Annotated in this window: 20 protein-coding genes and 1 pseudogene; 15 read left to right on the top strand and 6 right to left on the bottom strand. The window is 38.4% G+C overall.

The features are described from left to right. Positions 1 to 57: 57 nt before the first annotated feature. Positions 58 to 1,464 (bottom strand): aminotransferase-like domain-containing protein, encoded by a 1,407-nt coding sequence (locus F991_RS12125; RefSeq protein ID WP_004671730.1) that lies wholly within the window; start codon positions 1,462 to 1,464, stop codon positions 58 to 60. A 236-nt stretch (positions 1,465 to 1,700) separates the two neighbouring features. Here F991_RS12125 and F991_RS12120 point away from each other — a divergent pair, with 236 nt between their 5' ends. Both F991_RS12120 and F991_RS17690 read left to right on the top strand, forming a co-directional pair. Then, positions 1,701 to 2,519, top strand: coding sequence for a hypothetical protein (locus tag F991_RS12120; RefSeq protein WP_004671729.1), 819 nt, complete (start codon positions 1,701 to 1,703; stop codon positions 2,517 to 2,519). Between the two features lie 40 nt (positions 2,520 to 2,559). Further along, positions 2,560 to 2,733, top strand: coding sequence for a cbb3-type cytochrome oxidase assembly protein (locus F991_RS17690; protein WP_004671727.1), 174 nt, complete (start codon positions 2,560 to 2,562; stop codon positions 2,731 to 2,733). Positions 2,734 to 2,971: 238 nt separating this feature from the next. On the opposite strand, the gene F991_RS12110 is transcribed toward F991_RS17690, so the two are convergent. Then, positions 2,972 to 3,976 carry a helix-turn-helix domain-containing protein gene (locus tag F991_RS12110; protein WP_004671726.1) on the bottom strand — a complete coding sequence of 335 codons (1,005 nt, stop codon included), beginning with the start codon at positions 3,974 to 3,976 and terminating at the stop codon, positions 2,972 to 2,974. 280 nt (positions 3,977 to 4,256) lie between these two features. Here F991_RS12110 and F991_RS12105 point away from each other — a divergent pair. The 5 genes and pseudogenes from F991_RS12105 to F991_RS12085 all read left to right on the top strand — a co-directional run bounded on the left by F991_RS12105 (position 4,257) and on the right by F991_RS12085 (position 10,737). Then, positions 4,257 to 5,167, top strand: a pseudogene (locus F991_RS12105) (metal-dependent hydrolase). A gap of 130 nt (positions 5,168 to 5,297) precedes the next feature. Next, a complete protein-coding gene (locus F991_RS12100; RefSeq protein ID WP_004671721.1) occupies positions 5,298 to 6,305 on the top strand; it encodes a putative solute-binding protein in 1,008 nt (335 codons plus the stop codon). A gap of 160 nt (positions 6,306 to 6,465) precedes the next feature. After that, the gene (locus F991_RS12095; protein WP_004671719.1) at positions 6,466 to 8,874 is read left to right on the top strand and encodes an FdhF/YdeP family oxidoreductase; all 2,409 of its coding nucleotides are present in this window, start codon (positions 6,466 to 6,468) and stop codon (positions 8,872 to 8,874) included. An 85-nt stretch (positions 8,875 to 8,959) separates the two neighbouring features. After that, positions 8,960 to 9,715 (top strand): formate dehydrogenase accessory sulfurtransferase FdhD, encoded by a 756-nt coding sequence (gene fdhD / locus F991_RS12090; protein ID WP_416201916.1) that lies wholly within the window; start codon positions 8,960 to 8,962, stop codon positions 9,713 to 9,715. Positions 9,716 to 9,795: 80 nt separating this feature from the next. Beyond that, the gene (locus F991_RS12085; RefSeq protein ID WP_004671715.1) at positions 9,796 to 10,737 is read left to right on the top strand and encodes a Dyp-type peroxidase; all 942 of its coding nucleotides are present in this window, start codon (positions 9,796 to 9,798) and stop codon (positions 10,735 to 10,737) included. 56 nt (positions 10,738 to 10,793) lie between these two features. On the opposite strand, the gene F991_RS12080 is transcribed toward F991_RS12085, so the two are convergent. Continuing rightward, positions 10,794 to 11,636, bottom strand: coding sequence for an SDR family NAD(P)-dependent oxidoreductase (locus F991_RS12080; protein ID WP_004671713.1), 843 nt, complete (start codon positions 11,634 to 11,636; stop codon positions 10,794 to 10,796). 31 nt (positions 11,637 to 11,667) lie between these two features. Continuing rightward, positions 11,668 to 13,158: a flavin-containing monooxygenase gene (locus F991_RS12075; protein WP_004671711.1), complete on the bottom strand. Its 1,491-nt coding sequence runs from the start codon at positions 13,156 to 13,158 to the stop codon at positions 11,668 to 11,670. 126 nt (positions 13,159 to 13,284) lie between these two features. Between F991_RS12075 and F991_RS12070 the strand changes: the two genes are divergently transcribed. Next, entirely contained in the window at positions 13,285 to 14,310 is a 1,026-nt protein-coding gene (locus F991_RS12070; RefSeq protein WP_004671709.1) for an AraC family transcriptional regulator, read from the top strand. A 12-nt stretch (positions 14,311 to 14,322) separates the two neighbouring features. Here F991_RS12070 and F991_RS12065 read toward each other — a convergent pair whose 3' ends face one another. Beyond that, a complete protein-coding gene (locus F991_RS12065; RefSeq protein ID WP_004671708.1) occupies positions 14,323 to 14,940 on the bottom strand; it encodes a TetR/AcrR family transcriptional regulator in 618 nt (205 codons plus the stop codon). A 502-nt stretch (positions 14,941 to 15,442) separates the two neighbouring features. On the opposite strand from F991_RS12065, the gene F991_RS12060 reads away from it, so the two are divergent. The 5 genes from F991_RS12060 (at position 15,443) to F991_RS12040 (ending at position 21,131) form a co-directional block, all read left to right on the top strand. Continuing rightward, positions 15,443 to 16,402, top strand: coding sequence for a metal-dependent hydrolase (locus tag F991_RS12060; protein ID WP_004671706.1), 960 nt, complete (start codon positions 15,443 to 15,445; stop codon positions 16,400 to 16,402). A gap of 142 nt (positions 16,403 to 16,544) precedes the next feature. Next, on the top strand, positions 16,545 to 17,519 hold the full coding sequence (locus F991_RS12055) for a metal-dependent hydrolase (protein ID WP_004671705.1): 975 nt from the start codon (positions 16,545 to 16,547) through the stop codon (positions 17,517 to 17,519). Between the two features lie 37 nt (positions 17,520 to 17,556). Then, positions 17,557 to 18,381 (top strand): SDR family NAD(P)-dependent oxidoreductase, encoded by an 825-nt coding sequence (locus tag F991_RS12050; protein ID WP_004671704.1) that lies wholly within the window; start codon positions 17,557 to 17,559, stop codon positions 18,379 to 18,381. A 263-nt stretch (positions 18,382 to 18,644) separates the two neighbouring features. After that, on the top strand, positions 18,645 to 20,165 hold the full coding sequence (locus tag F991_RS12045; protein ID WP_004671702.1) for a flavin-containing monooxygenase: 1,521 nt from the start codon (positions 18,645 to 18,647) through the stop codon (positions 20,163 to 20,165). Positions 20,166 to 20,252: 87 nt separating this feature from the next. Further along, complete coding sequence (locus tag F991_RS12040; RefSeq protein WP_004671701.1) at positions 20,253 to 21,131, top strand: class I SAM-dependent methyltransferase; 879 nt, start codon at positions 20,253 to 20,255, stop codon at positions 21,129 to 21,131. A gap of 136 nt (positions 21,132 to 21,267) precedes the next feature. Here the strand turns inward: F991_RS12040 and F991_RS17680 are convergent, their stop codons facing one another. Next, positions 21,268 to 21,435 carry a hypothetical protein gene (locus F991_RS17680; RefSeq protein ID WP_004671699.1) on the bottom strand — a complete coding sequence of 56 codons (168 nt, stop codon included), beginning with the start codon at positions 21,433 to 21,435 and terminating at the stop codon, positions 21,268 to 21,270. A 391-nt stretch (positions 21,436 to 21,826) separates the two neighbouring features. On the opposite strand from F991_RS17680, the gene F991_RS12035 reads away from it, so the two are divergent. Together F991_RS12035 and F991_RS12030 are read left to right on the top strand one after the other, a co-directional pair. Then, complete coding sequence (locus F991_RS12035; RefSeq protein WP_034595557.1) at positions 21,827 to 22,756, top strand: LpxL/LpxP family acyltransferase; 930 nt, start codon at positions 21,827 to 21,829, stop codon at positions 22,754 to 22,756. Between the two features lie 326 nt (positions 22,757 to 23,082). Further along, a complete protein-coding gene (locus F991_RS12030) occupies positions 23,083 to 23,841 on the top strand; it encodes a LamB/YcsF family protein (protein ID WP_004671695.1) in 759 nt (252 codons plus the stop codon). Positions 23,842 to 23,866 lie beyond the last annotated feature (25 nt).

The raw sequence follows: 23,866 nt of genomic DNA, 5'->3' as shown, positions 1-23,866 counted from the left end.
TCAATTAGGGGCGCTTTGCATTTCAAATCTTTGTGCAACAAAGCCTAGTGCAGTAAATTACATTCCATCCTGAATAACCGCAATAAATAGTTCAACGGCGTGTTGAATCTGCTCAGTCCAATCAAAAGAACAATTCATACGGATGAATTGTTGATGAGAGGGCAAAACATTAAATAATGGACTAGGGGCAACACCGACTTGACGCTGAATCAATTGTTCATACACTTGCATACTACTGACCTTGTCAGGCAGTTGAATCCAAAGAAAAAAACCACTTGGATAGTTATAAACTTTGCAGCCTTGGGGTAAATGCTGTTTCAGATAATGAAAAAATTGCTTTTTATTTTTTTCTAAAGTGCGTCGAAGTGTTCTTAAGTGCTTTTCATAATGATGATGTGAAAGAAACTCAACCAGTGCATTTTGAATCAATGCATTCGCTGAAATGGTACTCATCAGTTGCAAATGTTGGATATGCTCTGAGAATTTTCCTGCATAAACCCAGCCTACACGAAAACCTGAACCCAAGGTTTTTGAAAAAGAAGAGCAGTGTAATACTAAATTTTGCTGATCAAAGTACTTCATCGGTAGCGGTTTTTGGTGACCATAAAATAGTTCTTCATAGACATCATCTTCAATCAAATGAATTTGATGCTCATGTAAAAGCTTTGCGATTTTATATTTAATTTCTTCGCTTACGGTAAATCCAATTGGGTTATGTGCATTCAGCATGAACCAACATACTTTAATTGGATAATCTCGAATCACTTGCTCAAATGCTTCAAGATCAAAACCATGCTGAGGGTGTTCGGGAATGGTAATGACTTTTAAACCCAAACGTTCAGCCGCTTGCCAAGCACCATAAAAAATGGTTTGTTGCAATAAAATATAATCTCCCGGTTGCGTAATCGCTTGCAGAGAAAGGTTAAGTGCATCTAAACCACCTGATGTAATAACGATATCATCTGCTTCGGTTGGGATCCCTTGCATACAATAGCGTTGGGCAATCAGTTTTCTTAAGGCTAAGTTTCCCGGTGGTAGGTTTGAGGTTTGATCGTAACTATGCCGATTACGTGCCAGTTGTCCCATAATTTGAATGAGCTTGGGCGGATAGAGCAATTGACTCTCTGGAAAGGCTGAACCTAAAGGGCTGACTTGTTTGGACTGAATAGATTTCAGGTATTTAAAAACCAACGAGTTAATTTCAATTTTAGGATTTAAAGAAACCACAGAATATGCTTGGGGAATATTTGGATTGCTTTGTTCCGCGACAAAATAACCCGATTTTTCTTTTGAATAAATCAGTCCCTGTGCTTCTAGTTCTTGGTAAGCATTCATCACTGTAATTAAACTAAAACCCGAGATTTGTACTTGCTCGCGTAACGAAGGTAATTTGCTATGCGCTTGCCACGTACCATTCTCGATGAGAAGTTTAAGCTTATGCGCCAACTGTTCTGATTTATACATAAGGTCACGCGTCCAAATTTACTCTGTTTATGAGAATGCAGCATTAAGTGCTTTAATTTTATAACAGAATCTAGAGAAATTAATAATCTGTTATATTTTTTTAGTCAAACTCTGTCGCTATTCACCTATTGCTCTTTCCTTCACAATAACAGCATGAACGAAGCAACTTATTTGGTATCTACTACAATAATTGCATGGTCGCTCAAAATTTGATTTGGACTTAAGGGCGTATGACGATGTTTGTGACGAAGCAATTAAATGCGATGACTCGGTTTTTTAAAGAGACAACACCTTCGCAATCGATGCAAAAACAGCTCGCGCTTGAATATGTAAATCTAGAGGCGACCTTGTTACGTGCAAAGGTGCTTAGAGATTTCTCTAAAGAGAAAATAGCGTATATCGCACAAGCAAAAATTGGGCAAAACGATAATAATCTGGCTTATTTATTTGCACCATTTATTATCGCGAATCTAAATCAAGCTGTGATCTATACCACGCCTGTTGCGTCATCGGTGTTCTCAATTTTGAATCAATACTATCAGGCCGAAAGAAGTATCAATCTAAAGGTTGAAGATGTAATTCAGAGCCTCAAACTCCATCTTGATCTGGTTGATCACATGACAAGCGAAGAAGACTTCCTTTATCGAAGCTTGGTCAAAGCACTATGTCGAACAGATATATCTCATATTTTCTTGATTACCCATTTAGTTATAGATGATCAACAACGCAACATACTGCAAGCGTATTTCGATATAAAAATTGATGTGATTCATGCAGATGTAGCAAAAAGTATAGTCAATGATGATCTGATTAATACCAGAAAATTATTGTTCAAAAATAAAGATGAATGGCATAAAACGCTTTGTATGTTGTTTTCAGATTTAAATGCAAATCTTGTTTCGCAAATTGGTCAGTTCAACAGAAGCCAAGCCATCCATCTCATTGAAGATATGTTTTATTCAGAACATATTTTTGAAAAATTATCGGTCTATGCCGAATACATGCAAACCCGTATTCAAAATGGTGCAGGTTATAGAGCACTGATCACGGTTTAGTTTTCAAAATTTGAAATTTATGATTTTAGGAGCAGATGATATGTCTCAGAAGCCACAAAAGTTCCCATATATTACGGTTGGGATGAGTATTTTATTCGGTTGTTTATTTTTAGTTTTCTTCTTTCTTGCCGTGAGTCATCAGCCTGATTATATGCCTTCTCAGCAAAAGCAAACTGCGACCCAAGTGCAGCATTCGATTCAACATAATAAGTAGATCGAGTAGGTATCATCATGATGCTGTTTTATCACTTTTACTGGTGAACAGAGTGCTCGCTAGCAACGACTTTGCTTTAATACTGATTGCACAATGGATTGTGCTAACAGAATTTTAAATTACCATAACAGTTAGGTGAGAAGTCTTGGCCTTTGAGTTGTAAGTTTGATAAATTCATTTGCAATGGAGTAACGTCAGAAATGATATTATTTTAAATAGATTTTTAAAACTTAGTGAATTAATGTTTTCGAGGTGTTGATCCTGTCCAGCGTTTAAATGCGCGAGAGAAGTTTTTGGCACTTGTATACCCAAGGTGGGTAGCAATATTTTCAAGAGATAAATTAGGATTTTTAAGGAGCTGGATCGCTTTTTCACATCGTATTTTGTCGACAAGCTCTCTAAAGTTAGTTCCTTCACTTTCTAATTTTCGTTGTAAAGTGCGTTCTGAAATTTTCAATTTTTTAAGTATTTCTGTTAATGGACTAATTCCCATACTTTCATCATAAATCAAATCTTGGATAATATGATTAAAGCTATTTTGTTTTAATAACTTACGTAACTGTAATTTACATTCTTCTCGAGCGAGACGCTCAGCAATTGGGTCCGAGTGTAGCAAAGGAATATCTAAAATTTCTTTTTTAAATTCTAGACGTGTTATGGGGCGATTAAATCTTATTTCACCAGGAAGTAAGGGCAGTAATTTATCAAAATAAGTAGGTTTACTAAATTGAACATCTGCAAAACCAGTTAATTCATGCCCAGAAATGCTTTTTCCCATTTGGGCAAAACCAAGCAATAACGCAATTTGAATAACCTCATCAAGATAATAAGCTTCAGTCTGCTGAAAGATAATTATTGCGTGATCATCTAAAACTTCGAGTTTGATGGTATGTATGCTGGATTGAAGCGAAATAAACTCTTGGGCAATATTCAACGCTTCTCTAACATCGCGGGCCAACATTGCAGTCATACCCATAAGGCCATGACATGTAATGGTCATTTGAATACCGAGATAAAAACCAAACTCTAAAGCAGGTACTTGGGTGAGTTCGAGTGCTCGTCGTAGGATTCCCATGACAATTTTGGCATCTGCCCGCCATAAGGGCTGGAGCAATTGGTTTGTATTAAGACCAGACCCTTTTAAAAGTTCATCTCCTGAAATATCCCAACGTGATACCACATCAACCATTAAAGCAATGTAGGTACCTGGAACTGTTTTTTCTATTTCTTTATTCAGTTTCATAAAAATTAACGTCGGGAAATGATACCAAAATGGCTTGCTAAGAACTATTACAACATTTTTTTTTATTTAAAAATAGCCTTAATAAATGTTGAGCGATGGACGAATCGAACTCACAAAATTAGACATTTATGATCCTTAAATAATGGGCGTTTTAAAACATGCGCGTTGTACGGCTGAGAGAACAGATTTTTGAACGCTCTTTAAGTGCAGAATCGTGAATTAATTTTTCTGATTCTAAATGTTTAGACGATATAAACCTAGATTGTAAGTAGAGGTCAATATGAATGCGGTTGTTCATCACAAACTTGTTGCAAGGCAAGTAAAGTTTGATTTTTCAAGTTCCCCTGTGCAGTGGATTCCAAATGATCCTGTTTGCTCTCATTTGATTAATGGAATTAACTGATTTTGCCTGCAGGTGAGTTTTGGTTTTGTCGTGTCTATAACAAGACCTTACCTTATATTAAAAGCTCAATTTTAATAGATGATGTAAAAGGGTTCATTCGTCAAGAAGCAACACATGCACGTGCACATCAGAGTGCGCAAGAATTTCTTATCCAGCACGGCTATAATCTTGATCCTGCATTGAAAAAAATTAATTGGATTTTTAGCACTCTACTTGGTGAAAGCCCTTTAGGAATTAAAGCATTAGAGTTAAAGCCACTAGAACAATTTTGGTTGGTTACTAGAGTGGGAATCGTTGCTGCAATCGAACATTTTACAGGTGCGCTTGGTCAGTGGTGTCTGGACAATAAGTCATGGGATAAAGCAGATCCAGTGATTACGGATATGTTCCGTTGGCATTTGGCTGAAGAAGTTGAGCATCGCTGTGTAGCATTTGATTTATTTAAAGAAATGATTCCAAATAATGTTCTTTTTTATTTATATCGTCAGTTCTTAATGGCACTGGTATTTCCTATTTTTATTTATGTACTCGCAGATGTTGGTCGTAAACTCGGCAAGCAAGATCCAGATCAAGCTGTTCAGAAGATTGCGAAACGCACACTAGTAGGATTACTAACGAAATATCATCGACAAGCAAAACAAACGGATAATGGTCCTACACTTAGCTTCTTATTTAAAACAACAGTACGTTGGATTTCACCCAAATTTCATCCCGAAACTGAGGGAAACACACAACAAGCTTTAGATTATTTAGCACGTTCTCCAGCAGTGCAAATGCTCAGTAAATGATGAGATTAAGTATGGTGTTTTATTATCAATCTATATCAATGAGTCAAGCATCAAGTAGATATCAATTATTTATAAAACTATTTTAACAATGATGTGGAAATCAAACTTTAAGTTTGTCACAGGAAAAATTATGAAAAAGTTCTCATTTGCACTTGTATCAGCTTCAATCATGAGCATATCGCATTCAACTCAAGCAGCGGTTGATGTATGTGTCTTTGATATTTTAGGTAAGTCAGGTGAAGCTTACAAAATGATGCAAGATTGGTCACTTGCTGCAAAAGCTTGGGGAGCTGATATTAATCTTATTGCGATCACTGATGAACAAGTTGCAAACAATAATTTTAAAGCAGGTAAATGTGCAGGGGCCGCGATGACCTCTATGCGTGCACGACCTTATAATAAGTTTGTTGGTTCTATTGATTCTTTGGGTGGAGTACCAAGCGATGAGATTGCGAGACGGGCAATAACTTTTGTCTCTGATCCGCGTAACGCTGCTAAAATGACGACAAATCTTGGTGGTAATAAATATGAAGTTGTTGGGATTTCTCCGTTAGGGTCGGCTTATATTTTTGTTCGAGATAAAAGTATTAATTCAATTGAAAAAGCCGCAGGTAAGAAATTTGCAGTACTGGGATATGACGATGCACAAAAGCTGATTGTACAACGTGTGGGGGCTCAAGCAGTTCTTTCTGATATTTCAAACTTTGCAGCGAAGTTTAATAATGGTCAAGTGGATATGATTGGTGCGCCAGCCTATGCCTATAAACCACTTGAGTTAAGTAAAGGCTTGGGTACTAATGGTGTGATGTATAATTTTCCTGTATTACAAGTGACAGCAAATTTGGTCATACGACCTGAAAAATTTCCAGTCGGTTTTGGTCAGAAATCCCGGGATTGGTCTGTTAAACAGCTACCAAGGATATTTGCAACCATCAAACGATTAGAAGCTGAAATCCCTGCAAAATATAAAATGGATTTAACACCTGAAGATAAATTGAAATATCAAAAAATGATGCGTGATGGTCGCATTGAGTTGACTCAACGAGGGATCTACGATGCTGGTATGATGTCCGTATTAAAGAAAGCACGTTGTTCAGTTGATAAAGCAAACTTCGAATGTTCTTTAGATGGGGAATAATAAAAAAACCATATTTTACTCAATGTTAAATAAAGCCTAGATCGTCTAGGCTTTATTGTTATATAGCGTAATTAGACAAATCAAGAATAGAAAAAAACAAAAAATCATGTTAATCCTATCTAAGATTGAAATTTAAAATAGCTCAAATGAGGGCAATTCGATGAATGAGTTAGAACAAGCTAAACATAAACAAGAAGATACAGGATATGCCCGAATTGAGCCTTATACCCAACCCGCAGGTGGGTGGGGAGCATTATTAAGCGTTGCTCGCAATCTCAAACGTCAAGATATTTTGAAAAAAGGGTCAATCACTTTACTCAACATTAATCAACCAACGGGTTTTGACTGTCCGGGTTGTGCATGGCCTGAAAAGAAAGATGCACATGCTTTTAACTTTTGTGAGAACGGTGCGAAAGCAGTTGCCTTTGAAGCAACCAGTAAAACCGTGACACCTGAGTTTTTTGCTCAACATACTGTCAGTTGGTTGACTGAGCAGAGTGATTTTTATCTTGAGGACTTAGGACGTTTAACTGATCCAATGCGTTACGATCCCGCATTAGATAAATACGTGCCAATTTCTTGGGATGATGCATTCCAATTGATCGCCAAACATTTACATGCTTTAGATCATCCTGATCAAGCTGCATTTTATACCTCTGGCCGTACCAGTAATGAAGCAGCTTTTTTATATCAACTGTTTGTACGAAGTTTTGGAACCAATAATTTTCCAGACTGTTCCAATATGTGCCATGAAACCACCAGCGTTGGCTTGAAAGATGCGATTGGTTTAGGCAAAGGCACAGTCACTTTGGATGATTTCGATCAAGCCGATGCGATTTTTAGTTTTGGACATAATCCGGGAACCAATCACCCCCGTATGTTGGCAACGCTTAGAGAAGTCTCCAAACGTGGAGGCAATATTATTGCGATTAATCCAATCAAAGAGCGTGGTTTAGAGCGTTTCCAAGATCCTCAGGCTCCTTTGGAAATGATGACCAATGGTAGTACGCCGATTAGCCGTTATTATTTCCAGCCTAAAATCGGTGGGGATTACGCTTTATTATTTGGTGTACTTAAACATTTGTCTGAATGGGACAAAAAAGCTATAGCCAAAGGTAAGGCAAGTGTATTTGACCGTAGCTTCATCGAGATGAATACGATTGGTTTTGAGGAAATGCTAGCAGAGATTGATCGCACTGAATGGTCACAAATTCATAAACATACAGGACTTTCACCTGAACATTTAGAATCCATAGCTCAAATGTTTCTTGATGCGAAGAAAGCTATTTTCTGTTGGGGTATGGGGATTACTCAGCATCGTCATGGTACCGCCAATATCCACATGCTCGCCAATTTAATGTTGGCAAGAGGACATATTGGTCGTCCCGGAGCCGGTTTATGCCCAGTACGTGGACATAGTAATGTGCAGGGTGACCGTACCATGGGAATTAATGAAAATCCGAGTGATAAATTGCTGGATAGCATTGATCGCGTGTTTGGCATTCAATCACCACGCAAACATGGTTTTGGTGTAGTCGATACCATTAAGGCAATGTATGACAATAGGGTAAAAGTATTCATTGGCTTAGGTGGGAATTTTGCCGTTGCAACACCCGATACACCTTATACGCAAGAAGCGTTAAAGCGTTGCAATTTAACAGTACATATTGCCACTAAAATGAATCGAAGCCATTTGGTTTACGGTAAGGATGCTTTAATTTTACCTTGTCTCGGGCGTACCGAGGTAGACATGCAACTTCATGGCGCTCAGGCAATTTCCGTTGAAGACTCAATGAGCAATGTCCATCTTTCGGCAGGACGAAACCCGCCAATCTCAGAGAATATCTTATCTGAACCTGATATTGTGGCACGAATGGCTGAAGCAACTTTGCTTGATAGTAAAGTCAAATGGAAATGGTATATCGAGAGCTATGATCGTATTCGTGATTCGATTGCAGACGTGTTTGATGAATTTCATGATTTTAATCAACGGGTCTATCAACCGAGCGGTTTTCATTTAGAGCATCCAGCCAATCAACATGTTTGGAATACACCAAGTGGTAAGGCGCAGTTCTTGATTATGCCGTTGACGGAAGTTTATGAAGACAAAGAAAATCAATATGCTGCTGCATATAGTGAACAACAGGTTTATACCTTGATGACCACACGTTCGCATGATCAGTACAACACGACTTTATATGGTTTAGATGATCGCTATCGTGGTGTGTATGGGCAGCGACGTGTCCTGTTCATGAATCAAACTGATATTGATGAGGCTGGTTTTGAAGCAGATCAATGGGTGGATATTGAAAGTGTATTCTCCGATGGGGTGAAGCGGATCGTGCAGAGTTTCCGTATCGTGCCTTATAACATTCCAAAAGGAAGTTTGGCTGCGTACTATCCTGAAACCAATCCACTGGTGGCTTTGGGTAGCCATGATAAATATGCCAAGATTCCTGCGTCGAAAAGTGTTCCCGTTATTTTGCATGCAGGACAAGCTCCTGAACATTTCAATTTGGCAGTTGAAGTCGATCCAGAACATGCCAACGAAAGAGTCAGCGGTGCATAACTTTCTAGATTTATAAAGACATTTTATCCAGTGATATGGAAAAGAGAGTAATAGAGTGGAAGCACAAAAATTAGGTTATGAAACAATGCAAGTGCATAGATTTCATCATGATGTTTCTGAAGATCAACTGGATTATATTGTTCAAGAATACCCTGTGGCACTCATCTACAACGGAATTTCTCATGCGGTGATGATGGCAACACCTTCTGACATTGAGAATTTTGCCAAAGGTTTTAGTTTGTCCGAAGGCATCTTACAAAGTTTAACGGAATTGTATTCGCTAGAAATTAGTCAAAATGAACTGGGTATCCAAGTTGATATGGACATTTCAGCTAGAGCCTTTATGGGATTAAAGCAGCAGCGTCGCATGATGGTTGGGCAAACGGGATGTGGTTTGTGTGGCATTGAAAGTTTAAAACAGCTTTATTCGAATCTACCTGTGGTCAGTACACAAGTTTGCACGACATGGTTCAATCAAATTCCTCACGCCATTGCTCAACTCAAAGTCAGACAAAAAATCAGTGCATTGACGGGAGGTGCACATGCTGCGGCTTGGGTGGTGAAAGGTCAGATCATTGCTTTGTTTGAAGATGTTGGCCGGCATAACGCTCTAGACAAATTATTGGGTTATTTAGCAGAGCAAAACATGGATGTCGCGGAGGGCTTTGTGGTCATGACCAGTCGTGCTAGTTATGAGTTGATCCGTAAATGTGCTCAATACAATATTGCTTTATTGGCGACGATTTCAGCCCCGACCAGTATGGCGATTGAGATGGCGAAACAGTCAAATTTAACATTGGCTAGTTTCTGTCGTGGTGATAGTTTTGTTTTATATAAATAGTAAAAATTTGTGATGAATTTGGTATCTAAGGCATTGATTTGTGTAGGATAGAGGTTTGCGTTCTACTATTCCTAAAAATTATGAATATACCTTTAAGACCACAGCCTGTTATTAACAATCTTGCTGGCGAAAATGCATTATTTATTGTTCTCGGCATCAATAGTAATCCTGATCATTCAGGAATTATCGACTTTCTCGCCAATTTTTCAGCTTTAGTCCGAAGTATGGCTAATCGCTTCCCAAATAGTCAGTTTAGCGCCTCAGTCGGGATTGGCTCTCATGCGTGGGATCTTCTATTTCCAGATTTGAATAAACCTAAAGAACTGCAACCATTCCAAGAGATCAAAGGTTCCAAGTACACGGCAGTTGCCACTTCCGGTGATTTATTTTTCCATATACGTGCCAATCAAATGGCGATTTGCTATGAGCTGGCTTCCATTATTCATGATCAACTCAAAGAGAGCAGCTATCCAATCAGTGAAACCAAAGGTTTTAGGTACTTTGATGGTCGTGCAATTTTAGGATTCGTGGATGGTACAGAAAATCCTGAACATGAAATCGCTAAAGAGATTGCTTATGTCGGTGAAGAAGATATTGAGTTTCTTGGTGGCAGCTATGTCTTTATCCAAAAATATTTACATAACATGGAGATGTGGAAAGGACTAAGTACCGAAGAACAAGAGAAAGTAATTGGTCGAAAGAAATATGATGATGTTGAACTAAGTGATGATGTGAAACCACAAAATGCACATAATGTCGTGAGTAAAGCACATGATGCTGATGGCAATGAGTTAAAAATTCTCAGAGCAAATATGCCATTTTCCAATCCATCTGAAGGAGAGTCGGGTACTTTCTTTATCGGATACTCTCGTTCATTCAATATCACCAAGGCCATGTTAGAGAATATGTTTCTCGGAAAAGAAAATGGTCATGTAGATCGTTTACTTGATTTCAGTACACCTGTTTCAGGTAGTTTATTCTTTGTACCTACTTTCGATTTCTTGGAAGATTTGGCTGAATAAAACAGTAGGGAAATTCACCGTTGTTAAGCCAACGGTGAATTTAAGCAACAAAAGTGTTATTTCATAAAACGCGCTTGCAATGCGGTTGCAGTCGCAAAAAGTTTTTGATAACCCTGAGGAAATAAACGCTGAATGGCATCAACCGCTTTCGCATCTGCACCGATCAGTAAACGACGACGATTTTTTTGTACCGCATTTAAAATTAAATTTGCAGCTTCATCGGCAGGTGTACGTAGCAATTTATCAAAAGCGTCCTGACTCTTGGCAGGATCCATCCCTAGACTGGTGACACTGTTATTCATACGCGCTGCTTTGGCAATATTGGTACGAATACCACCCGGGTGGATACAGGTTGCACTCACACCTGAATTTTCGATATCCAGTTCTTGACGCAGTGACTCAGTGAAACCACGAACTGCAAATTTACTGGCATTGTAAGCACTTTGGGTCGGTTGCGCAGTCAATCCAAACATACTGGAAATATTGACGATATGTCCATCACCACTTTGTTTTAGATAAGGTAAAAATTCTTTGGTGCCATAAACCACACCCCAAAAATTTATTCCAATCAACCATTCAAGGTCTTCATAACTTACACCTTCTGCGGTACTGCCAAGTGCAACACCTGCATTGTTAAAAATTAAATTCACTTTGCCATGTTGTTCTACCACAGTTTTTGCCCAAGCTGCGATTTCATCACGTGTTGCTACATCTACTTTCTGTGTTGTGACTTTGACTGGAAATGCTTGTAGCAGTGCCACTGTATTCGCCAAGCCTGTTTCACTGACATCCGAGAGTGCAAGGTTACATCCTTGTTTAGCCAAAGCAATTGCCAATGCTTGACCAATACCTGATCCTGCACCCGTGATCGCTGCAACTTTATCTTTAAATGTTTTCATTTCATCTATCCTTTGTTTTTATGATCGTGCCTTAATTGGAAACCACTGGAACTTGAACATAATGTTCAAGATCAAAGCGACGCGTTCGTTGACGATATTCAAAAGTGAAACCGGGCCAATTATTGGTGTTTTTTCCTGCCGCAGTTTGGTACCAACTGTTGCAGCCTTGCGACCACATGGTGCTTTTCATTCTTTCTTGAATTTCTTGGTTAAAGTTTTGTTGTCTATCGGCTTTTAAATCTGTAAATAACAAGTTCTTTTGAATATGGGTTTGAATTGCATCAATAATATAATTCACCTGACTTTCAATCATATACACAATTGAATTGTGTCCAAGGTTGGTATTGGGTCCATACAACATAAAGAAATTGGGGAAGCCACTCACCGTTAAGCCTAAATATGCTTCGGCACCGTCTTGCCATTGTTCTTTTAAGGTTGTGCCTTTTAAACCTGTAATTTGCATGGGTGCCATAAAATCAGTTGCAGCAAATCCAGTCCCATAAATAATGGCATCAACTTCACGCAAAGTACCATTTTTATCGACGATCCCTGTTTCTGTGATTTCTCCAATATCGTTGTTGATGACTTCTACATTGGGTCGAATTAAGCTTTCATACCAATAATTAGAAATCAGAATACGCTTACAACCAATTGGATAATCAGGCATTAATTGATGGCGGAAATGAGGGTCTTTGATTTGCTTGCGAATATGGCGTTGAAACATATATTCCACGAGCGGGATTTCATTGAGGGTAATGGTAAAGCCCTTAAGAACACTTTCGTTATAACTATACTGATACATACGATCAAGGCTTTGCAAGATCGGTAGCTTTTGAAAAGCTTTGCGAGTAAGCGGAGAGTAAATGCGGTCTGGTTTTGGAATAACATAGGGTGCAGAACGTTGGTATACATCTAAATGCGCGACTTGTTTAGCGATCTCCGGCACAAACTGAATGGCACTAGCACCTGTACCAATCACGGCGACACGTTTATGACTTAAATCATAGTCATGTTCCCAACGTGCAGAATGAAATGCTTTGCCTTTGAAATGTTCAATGCCTTTAATTTTTGGATAAGCAGGTCGATTCAGTTGACCGACTGCCGCAATCAGAAACTCTGCTTCAAATTTTTCACCTGTTGTACTTTGAATCTGCCATAGCCCTTGCTCTGCATCAAAGTCTGCACTTGCAATCTCAGTATTAAACTGAACATGAGGGCGAATTTTATATTTATCAGCACAATGACGTAAATATTGATGGATTTCTTGCGAAGTCCCGTAACGGTTTTTCCAGCCGAGTTCCTGTTCAAAGGAAAACGAATATAAATGCGAGGGTACGTCACAGGCCGCACCTGGATACGTGTTATCACGCCAAACGCCACCCACATCCCCAGCTTTTTCAAATAAAGTAAACTGATTGAAACCCGCTTGTTTTAGGCGGATAGCAAGCCCTAATCCACCAAAGCCTGTTCCTATAATGGCGATACGGATATTTTTATTTGAATTGGATGATGGTTTTGACATGGTCTGCTCGCACGATTGGGAAAGAGGGGCAATCGATAAAAGAATATAGAATAGTGGTTAAAGCTATTGATTTAGAGGATGGATGCGGACAAAATATTGTGATTCGAGGACATTTGGAAATGTACATTGACGTACGCATGGGCATTTGATCGAAGTATACATAGTGTTCGATTGATGGCTGATTTTGCAGCAGAATTGGGTGTTGATTATCAGCTCATATTAAAAGGAACGGGCTTAGATCAACAGCACTTACTTGATCCGAATATGGCTGTAACAGCACAACAGGAATTACAACTGATTGGTAATTTGGTTGAACAGCTTTGTCATCGGCCGATGTTGGGCTTAGAGGTTGGTACACGCTACCATTTCACTACTTTTGGCTCGTTGGGTTTAGCACTAATGAGTGCTGCCAATATTCGTGAAGCACTCGATTTTGCTTTGGCATATTTCCCATTAACTTTTGCGTTTACCCAGTTTATTGTTTCTGAGGAAGAACGAGGTATTCGAATTGAGATCGCAGTCGATGAGGGGATTCCCCAATCGCTTTCTCAATTTATTATTGAGCGAGATATCGCCGCTTTAGTGACTGTTCAAAGAGATTTGATACCAGAAAATTTCTGCTTAGCTTTGGCATTTTCTTTTCAGCCTAAGGGGGATGTACAAACCTATATTGATTTATTCGGTATCGTCCCAGAGTTTGGTGAGATCAAGAACTATATTATTCTCGATGTTGAAAAAGTAAACCAAAAACTGCGTATGGCAAATGAATTGGCTTTGCAGCATGCAGAACAACAATGCCGTCAAATTTTAGAAAAGCGACAATCACAAAAAAAATATTCACACCATGTACAACAAGTCTTGATGCATACCAAAGGAGAGATACCTTCAATGGAAATCGTGGCTGATCGGTTGCATCTCAATTCAAGAACTTTGCGCCGTCACTTGGTTAATGAAGGCACAACTTTTATTAAGATTAGAGAGGATGTTCGGAAAATTTTGGCAGATTACTATTTATCTTTACCGCAAACTTCGATTGAACAGATTACTGAATGGCTCGGCTACGCGGAAGCGACCAGCTTTATCCATGCCTATAAGCGCTGGTATGGGAAAACACCGCATGCATCACGTTTGGCAATGAAGGAATCTATTTAAAAATAACCTAAATCAACCTTCAGCTTTTGCCAATTCTGCCTCGATATAGCTAATGATCATGGTACTCAATCCTCTGACCATTTCATCAAAGCTAATTTGTGGGTTTGGTAAAATCAGATGGCGTGCCACGTTAAAAATACTGCTATTAATACTAATATAAGCTGTCACGCTAAGATTGTTTACTTTTAAATATCGAGGATGACGGATCATGTATTTCATCAATACATCCATCAATGCATATTCAATCTGACTGATATATCTTTCATATTTAAGTTCAGTTGCATATCTTAAGCAAATTAAGTAGCGATCATCATCCCGCGTTAACAAATCTCGGAAAGTATAAAAAATCATTTCAAACAAAGGTTCTAACTCTTGTTCAATGATGATAGGCGTGAGTTCTTTGACCATATCTAAAACTTCTTTGACGAAAGTTTTGGCCATCGCATCGTAGATTTCTTCTTTGTTTTTAAAATACTCGTACAACGAGCCGACGCTGACACCTGCGATATCTGCAATGTGTCTTGTGGTGGTTCCACTGGTACCATGCATTGCGACAGCAATAAAACCTGCTTCAATAATAGTATCTACGGTCACTTTTGAGCGTGCTTGACGAGGTTTACGTGTAGCCATGGTGGTTTTACTAAAATCCGAACATAGTGTCAGATTAACATGCTGATGAATATTATAGAAGATCAGGGTTTCTAATCCGAACAAATAAAATTACTAAAATTTTAATATTCATTTCAAATTTGTAATAAAAATATTGGATAGACATTTTACTCCAAGATTTTATAACGTTGTTTTTAATTTTTATTTAGATAATATATTGATATTTATGAAAAATATAATATTTTTGAGTGATTTAAAACACTCACTGTTTCATTAGAAAATGAGCAAATTATCGTTTGTTGATAAGCGTGTAAAACTGAAAATTACCCGAATTGAATCCGAACATAAGATCAGTCTACAGTAGACCTATCGAATATTAAGTTCAGAAATATCTTCCCGAATGATTCTTCAATGAGCTATCCACTGTTTAAAAGATAGAGATGCTCCAAGAACCATGGTTAATGAGCTTAATGGAGTGTCATATCACGAGCTAACTCCGCTCAACTGAATGTAGGGTGTTGCTATGATTGCGAACACAGTGAAAAAGACCTTTAGTCTATTTAAGCCAAACCCACTTGCTAAGCAAATTGATTTTGCGAGTAAAGATTCTATCCCAATTCGTCACCTAGCAATCGGATTTGAAGGTGAGAAGGTTGATCTCTCATTTTATATGAACAACCAATTCGCTACGCTTTTTTTTGCTACGCTTTCTGTGTTTTTGACCTATGGCGAAGATCTTGTCATTGAAACCGCACGTCATCATCGAGATTTACTTAAAGATCCGATTTTAAAGCAACGTGTCACTTCATTGATTGGTCAGGAAGCGATTCATTCTAAACTACATAATGAATTTAACGATGCGATCGTAGAACTCGGTTATCCAGTGACTTTGTATCGTTTCTTAGGTTCAAACTTTTTTAAATATATCTTTCTTCAATTTCCGCAACCATTAAAACTGTCGATGATGGCAGGTATTGAGCATTTTACTGCTGTACTTGCTGAATACATGATGAAGCATGAACAAAACTTCTATTTCTCAGAGGACGCTAAAACTCGTGCGCTATGGATGTGGCACATGTTGGAAGAGTCTGAGCATAAAGATGTTGCTTATGATGTCTATGAAGTTTTGAATGGTAATTACGCCTTGCGTATCAGTGGTTTTGCGCTTGCTTACTTTACGATTTTAGGACTGATTCCACTTTCAGCCTCACTGGTGCCCGTTTTCCGTAAACCACAAGAGATGTTGACGGCTAAATTCTGGAAAGATGCAAAACGAGGTGTAAAGCTGATCTTTAGTCCTAAAGATGGCGTGTTTGGCAGTACGCAAGGACAAATCTTTGATTATTTACGCAAAGACTTCCATCCAAATGATCATGATACATCGAAGTATCTTGAATACTATAAGCAAAAACTACTATCAGAAGGCGGGGCATTACATCCTTTCTTTGTGAAAGAGTTCACGCCTAAAGTTCAAGCAGCTTAATGATTTGATTGAACAATCTAATCCAATTGTTGAGGCATTGAGACAGTCAAAATTGTAGAAATAATCTTATAACCAATTTTACTGTTTCAATTGATACATTGCTGTTTTATTTAAATTTTTCACTATTTTATGGGAATCGAAAATGGTTGCTCAAATTATCCGAAATGTCTTTAATGACAAATTAAGTACCAAATATCAGGGGATTGTTCAGAACTTCGTGAACAAATCGCCAATTCCGATTCGTCATTTTGATTTTAAATTCAACCCTACAGAACTTGATGAAAAGTTCTTCTTAAATAAAGAGTTGGCAACGTCTTATTTCCATGCGTTATCAATTTTTTTAACGTTTGGCGAAGATGTCGTTATTGAAACAGCACGTTATCATCGAGACTTTATAACAGACCCTATTTTAAAGCAGAGACTAACCTCTTTAATTGGACAAGAAGCCATCCATTCTAAAGTACACAATCAGTTTAATGATGAAGTGCTGAAAGAAAATAACTACCCAGTTGAATTGCTTCGTGCGATTGCGGATAAGGTTTTTGAGTACGGCATTTATAAACTTCCGCATTCATTACAACTGTCTTTGATGGCAGGTATTGAACACTATACCGCTGTTTTAGCTGAATTTATGATGCAGCATGAGGACTATATTCTTGGTTCTCAAGATGAAAGACAGCGAGCCATGTGGATGTGGCACATGCTAGAAGAGTCTGAGCATAAAGATATTGCCTATGATGTATTTTTAGAATTATCGGGTGATTACTGGGTCAGAGTGACAGGTTTCTTATTGGCAAGTTTGACCATCCTTGGCGGAGTTTCGTTGGGTGGTTATCTCATTCCCTTTATTCGTAAACCAAGTAATTTGATCAACCCACGTTATATGAAAGATATGTTAGAAAGCACTGCTTTATTGTTTGGTAGTGAGCGTGGGGTATTTGGTAGTAGCTTCATGCACATTTTGGAATATTTACGTCCAAGCTTTCATCCGAATGATCATGACACCACAGCTTATATGGAATATTACAAACAGCGATTATTAGACCCAGAAACAGGTTTATTGACGCCATATTTTCTTAAAGAATTTGTACCGCCAGTACGTGCAGCCTCTGCATAAGCTCGGCGCATAAAAACCTGATTGTTGGATTGTATATATGAAATTATTTGCTAAAAAACCAAAGCCCAGTCAAAAAGCATTTGCTGTTGTGACGGGTGCGGGTAGTGGGATTGGAAGAAGTTTTGCGCTTGAACTGGCAAAGCGCGGCGGAACTGTAGTGTGTTCAGATATCAATCTGGATGCAGCCAATGAAACGGTTTCTTTGATCGAGCAACTGGGTCAAAAAGCCTTTGCTATCCAATGTGATGTCAGTAAGGCTGAACAAGTTACACAATTGGCAGAGCAAGCAGAACAGGTGATGCAGAACCCTGTCACGCTTGTGATTAACAATGCTGGTATTGGATTGGGTGGCAAGTTTGATGAGATGACCACAGAAGATTGGCAATGGTGTATGGATGTCAATTTGTGGGGCGTAATTCATGGTTGCCGTACTTTCGTACCTAAGTTTAAACAACTTGGGCATGGTGCCATAATCAATGTCGCATCTGCTGCTTCTTATACCGCTGCACCTGAAATGGCGGTCTATAACGTCAGTAAGGCCGGTGTTCGTGCGTTATCCGAGACGCTTTCTGCTGAGCTTAGAAAGTTCAACATTAAGGTTAATGTCCTGTGTCCAACGCTGGTTCCGACCAACATCATTAAAAATGGCAAAGTACCGCATAAAGGTATATTGGATTATGCCTTGACCAATCTGGCGTTTACCACCAGTGATAAGGTTGCGAAACTGACTTTAAACCGTTTGGATAAAGATCAGCTTTATACCATTCCTCAGATTGACGCTAAGCTTTTCTGGCTAATGAAACGTACAGCACCGAATTTATATGCGAAATTCTTAGGCAACTCCTACAGATTTATGAAGTAACCCAAGTAAATACCAAAACTTTTGCCAGAATTTGATACACGGAAATGTCATCCGCAACCTGCGTAGTATCAGAAGAGTATAAGGTTTTGTATTTACGAAGGAATTAAATATATGAAACAAGTGAACAGGTTTTGTGGATGACAAATGGTTTTGCCTACTTTTCCCGAAAGAAAAGTAGGTCGAGCCGAAGGCTAATTACGAAATTTAGATGAGAACTCGGCAAGACGCCGCCGTGAATCTAAACGATGGATAGGATTTTTTAAATGACAGCTCAAGCAAAAAAATTAAACTCAGCTGAGAAAAAAGCATTACCCGCACATATCTATGACAGCTTTATTGTAGGTGCTGGTATTTCAGGGATTGCCACCGCGATTCGACTTGATCAAGTGGGCTATACAAATTACAAAATTATTGAAAAAGCCAATCGTGTAGGTGGTACATGGCGTGAAAACACTTATCCGGGTTGTGGATGTGATGTGCCATCAGCATTGTATTCATATTCATTTGCGCCAAGTGCAAAATGGAGTCACTTATTCGCACGTCAGCCTGAGATTCTAAGCTATCTAGAAGAAGTCAGCGAAAACTTCAATGTCAGTTCAAAAATTGAATTTGGTACTGAGCTGACCAATGCAGCTTGGGATAACCAACGTAATTTATGGGTGATTGATACCAACAAAGGTCAATATTTGTCTAGAACTGTGGTTTTTGCCACTGGACCGATTACCGAAGCACAGATTCCAAAATTAGATGGTTTAGAAACATTTAAAGGTGAAATGTTCCATTCAGCTAAATGGAATCATGATTATGATTTGACGGGTAAGCGTATCGCTGTGATTGGTACGGGTGCATCTGCAATTCAATTTGTGCCCCAGATTCAGCCTTTAGCGAAGGAATTGTATGTTTACCAACGTACAGCGCCGTGGGTCGTACCGAAGCCTGATACTGATTTAGGTGAAGTGAGCAAATCACTGATTGCAAAATATCCACTGATTCAAAAAACATGGCGTAAAGCTGTTGCTCAATCGCTCAATGCGATCAACTTCGGGCTACGTAATCCAGCGGTGTTAAAACCTGTAGGTGAACTGGCTAAACTGATTTTAAAATTCCAGATCGAAGATCCTGAATTACGTAAAAATGTAACGCCAAACTTCACGATTGGTTGTAAGCGGTTATTGTTCGCAAATAACTATTACCCAGCATTACAGCAAGAGAATGTCAAACTGATTCCACATGGGTTAGTGAAAGTAGAAGGCAATACTGTTATTTCAGCAAATGGTGAACGTCAAGAAGTAGATGTGATTATTTGGGGAACAGGCTTTGAAGTTTCGCATCCGCCGATTGGTAAGCGTGTTTCTAATGAAAAAGGTGAGTGCCTAAATGACTTATGGAAAAGCACTTCTCCAGAAGCATATTTGGGTACCAGCATTGAAAACGTACCTAATGCGTTCTTAGTATTAGGACCAAATGTTCTGGTTTATGATTCGTTTATTGGTTTGGCAGAAGCGCAGCTTGATTATATTGTCGATGGTTTATTGAAAATCAAAGAGCAAAATATTGGTAAATTAAACATTAAGTCTGACGTGATCAAAAAGCATAATGAATTGGTACAAAAGCATCTAAAAACCACTGTGTTCAATGCTGGCGGTTGTAAGAGCTATTATTTAGATGCCAATGGACGTAACTTTGCTGCTTGGCCTTGGTCATTGAAGAAACTGAAACAACGTTTAAAGCATATGGATTTGAATGATTATGAAGTGACTTATCAAACTGAAAAAACTAAATAATTTTAGATAAGTAAACGGGCAGTAAATTTTATCTGAGGATGGAATTTGCTGCTTATTTTTTTGATTATTTAAAATAGGAAGGAAAATATGAAAAAAGGACAATCAAGTCGCACGGCTGAGGCTGCTGCAGCATTAAGAGCCAATCATTTTTTGTATGCATCTCATCCAATATTTTCAGATCCTTATGCATTTGAATTAACCAGTTCAGCTTGGAAAAAGTTATTGACCACATCATTGACAGCCAAAGTAATGAACTCATCGATATTTAACAGAACGTTAGGATTATTAACTGGACAAGTCGTCGGTCGTTCCCGCTATGCAGAAGATTTGCTTCAACAAGCGATTGAGCAAGGTATTCAACAATATGTTTTAGTTGGTGCGGGATTGGATTCTTTTACTCTCCGTCAAACAGGGCAGTATCCCAATTTAAAAATTTTTGAAGTTGATCATCCTGATACACAAGTCGCTAAACAGAAAAAATTATCTGAGTTTGGTGAGATCCCAACCAATGTTGAGTTTGTCGCAATTGATTTTGAAAAGGAATCAATCGCTGAAGCATTAGAGCGAAGTGGATTCCAACAAGATCGGCCTGCATTTTTTTCATGGTTGGGTACAACCCATTACCTTGAACCAAAAACAACTTTGAATACATTAAAAAGTATTGCAAAAATCGCAGCGTCAAACAGTGAAATTGTCTTGGATTATTCAATTGATTATCGCGAGTTGCAGGGCGTTGAACGTTTTGGCAGTTTATTTGTTTCTCAATTTACCCGCTTTCTAAAAGAACCTTTGTTAGGACAGTTTAGACCTAAACGACTTCATCAAACCGTGATACAAATGGGCTATGACGTGGTTGAGGATTTATCAGGAGACGGTTTAAGCGAACGATATTTCCAAGATCGTCCTGATCGAATACGTCATACCATCGCAACACATATGTTACATCTTCGCTTGCAGCAAACATGATGAACTTGGCATATTAATAAACCCCACGCCATCACACAAATTTCATCTCAAGTTGAGTTTGAAATTTATCAAATTTAGGTGGGGTTCATTTTCTGTGGGCAAGGCCTAATGAGCTTTAGACTTTGACGATGTTCAATTATTTGTTATTTGGATCCGCTTTTTCACTCTGTTCGCTTTCTGGGGTAGGCGTCTTATCAGGTTTTGTTTCGGGAGATGGATTTACTTGTGAATGTTCATTCGCTTGAACTTGTTTAGTATTTTCATTTTTGGTGGTCTTTTCAGAAAAACTTTTGAAACCTGACATTATTATCTTCCTTCGTTATTGAGATTTCATGCTACAGGTTTTCAGCGATTACACTAAGGTAGTTATGAGCACGATATGTGGAGATATGTGCGCTGAATAGTGTTTATATCGACATCATATTTCATCAATAAAATCATATATATATTATCCATTGAATCTTATGGTTTAATTCAAGAAAGACCAGCTTAATATTCGCAATGGCTGTACACAAAGAACACAAATATTTTATTTAGCATATAGTAGACGATTTTTATATGGTTATGCTTATCGTGATTTATAGGAATGACTTGGCAAAAAATTGTGAATATGGATGACTACGGATACGAGAATTAAAAACATTAAGAAATTACATGTGCTAGTCTTGCTGGATTTTCCTAATAAGCTATCCGCTATGAATGTTGAGCGACACCATGAGGCAAGTAAGTTTCAGTGGTCTTTTCTATTGCCTAAATATTGGGGGATATGGATAGCTATACTGGTTTTGATGATATTTGCAATACTTCCTTGGGCCATCCAATGGCGATTAGCAGAAGGTTTGTCTAAACTAGGATGGAAATATCTAAAATCTAGACGTAAAACGACAATTAGAAATCTCGAACTGTGTTTTCCAGAGAAAAGTGAACTTGAAATCCAAGAAGATGCTAAACAAGTCTTTTTTAATATGATGCTCGGTGTCTTTGAAGCATTGAATGCTTGGTATTGTCCGAGTTGGTTTAAAAAGCGCATACATATTCATGGATTAGAGCATCTTCAGCAAGCACAGGGTAAGGGGGTTTTATTGCTCAGTAGCCATACCACATTGTTGGATGCTGGCGGTTATGTAAGCAGTTGCTTTTTTGATTTTGATGTTGTTTATCGTCCACAAAACAATCCTTTATTAGATATGTTGATCCGTAGATGTCGAGCGACGATTTATAAGAATCAAATTTCGAAAGATGATATGAAAGGATTAATTCATAGTTTGAAAAATGGCAATGCAATTTGGTACAGCCCTGATCAAGATTTTGGCTTGAAACAAGGCGTTATGGCACCGTTTTTTGGTGTACAGGCCGCAACATTAACCGCACATCGCCGATTGATGAAAATTACCAAAGCATCAGCCATTCCTTTATTCTTTTATCGTGAAGGCGATATTCGAGATCCCCAATATCACATTTTATTGGAACCAACGTTAGATCATTTTCCGGGTCTTGATGAGGTGGAAGATGCAACACGAGTGAATTTGATTCTCGAAAATCAAATCAGAACGCAGCCGACCCAATATATGTGGTTTCATCGTCGTTTTAAAACCAGATTGAAAGGTCAAGAAAAGCTGTATTAAAAATTAAGCCTTAAACCCACCTTATTTTGGTGGGTTTTTTTAATAAAATGTAGATAATTTAAAATGACAACAACTGCGATTTAATGCTTTAAAAATAAATTTTAGTTAAGTGAAATGATGTAGATTAAGTATTCATTAGCTACCTTCACAAATTCTCTTTGTTTCTATCTATGGGAAATACAAAGCGGCTCAATAATTATGAAAGAGCGCTATTGACTGCAAAATCTATCAGGACCTAAAGATTTTCAACCGAGTTTTCTGTTAGCATTTTAGACGGTAGGTAGAAACGATCTGCTTTTTCGGAAAATTAAAAATATAAGGTCATTATGCGTATTGATTTAAATAGCGATTTAGGCGAAAGCTATGGCTCATGGAGCATGGGCAATGATGAGCAAATTCTTCCTATTGTGAGTAGTGCAAATATTGCATGTGGCTTTCACGCAGGCGACCCGCTCCATATTCTTAAAACATTAAAACAAGCAGCTAAACTTCGTATAAATGTCGGGGCACATGTATCGTATCCTGACTTAGTTGGTTTTGGTCGGCGCAAAATGACCTTATCTTATGATGAACTACTTGCCGATGTACTTTATCAAATTTCAGCTTTACACGGTTTGGCGCATGTTGCGGGAACCAGAGTAAGCTATGTCAAACCGCACGGTGCTTTATATAACACTATCGCGACAGATTTAACGCAAGCCCAAGCGGTGATTGATGCGATTCTACAATTTGATGCAGACTTAACGTTGGTGGCTTTGGCTGGCTCACCATTGATTGATTTTGCTCAAAAGCAAGGTTTGACAGTTGTATCAGAAGCTTTTGCCGATAGAGCTTATCACGATGACGGCACTTTAGTTTCTCGTCTTGAAACTGGGGCTGTTTTACATGATGCAGAGATTGTGGCTCAACGTGTTCTTGATATGATCCTAAAAGGCGGCGTGGAATCCATTGAAGGAAACTTTACGTCTATCCAAGCAGATACGATTTGTTTGCATGGTGATACGATGGGAGCTGTGCAAATAGCTCAAATAATTCGTCAAAAATTAGCAGAACAACACATCGAAGTTCGAGCGTTTACCCATTAAATACTTTGCAGGAATGCTTTAACGA

Source organism: Acinetobacter sp. CIP-A165 (assembly GCF_000367985.1).
In the GTDB taxonomy this organism is placed as follows: Bacteria; Pseudomonadota; Gammaproteobacteria; order Pseudomonadales; family Moraxellaceae; genus Acinetobacter.
The sequence above is the reverse complement of the archived record's forward strand: the minus strand, read 5'-3'. Positions and strand labels throughout refer to the sequence as shown.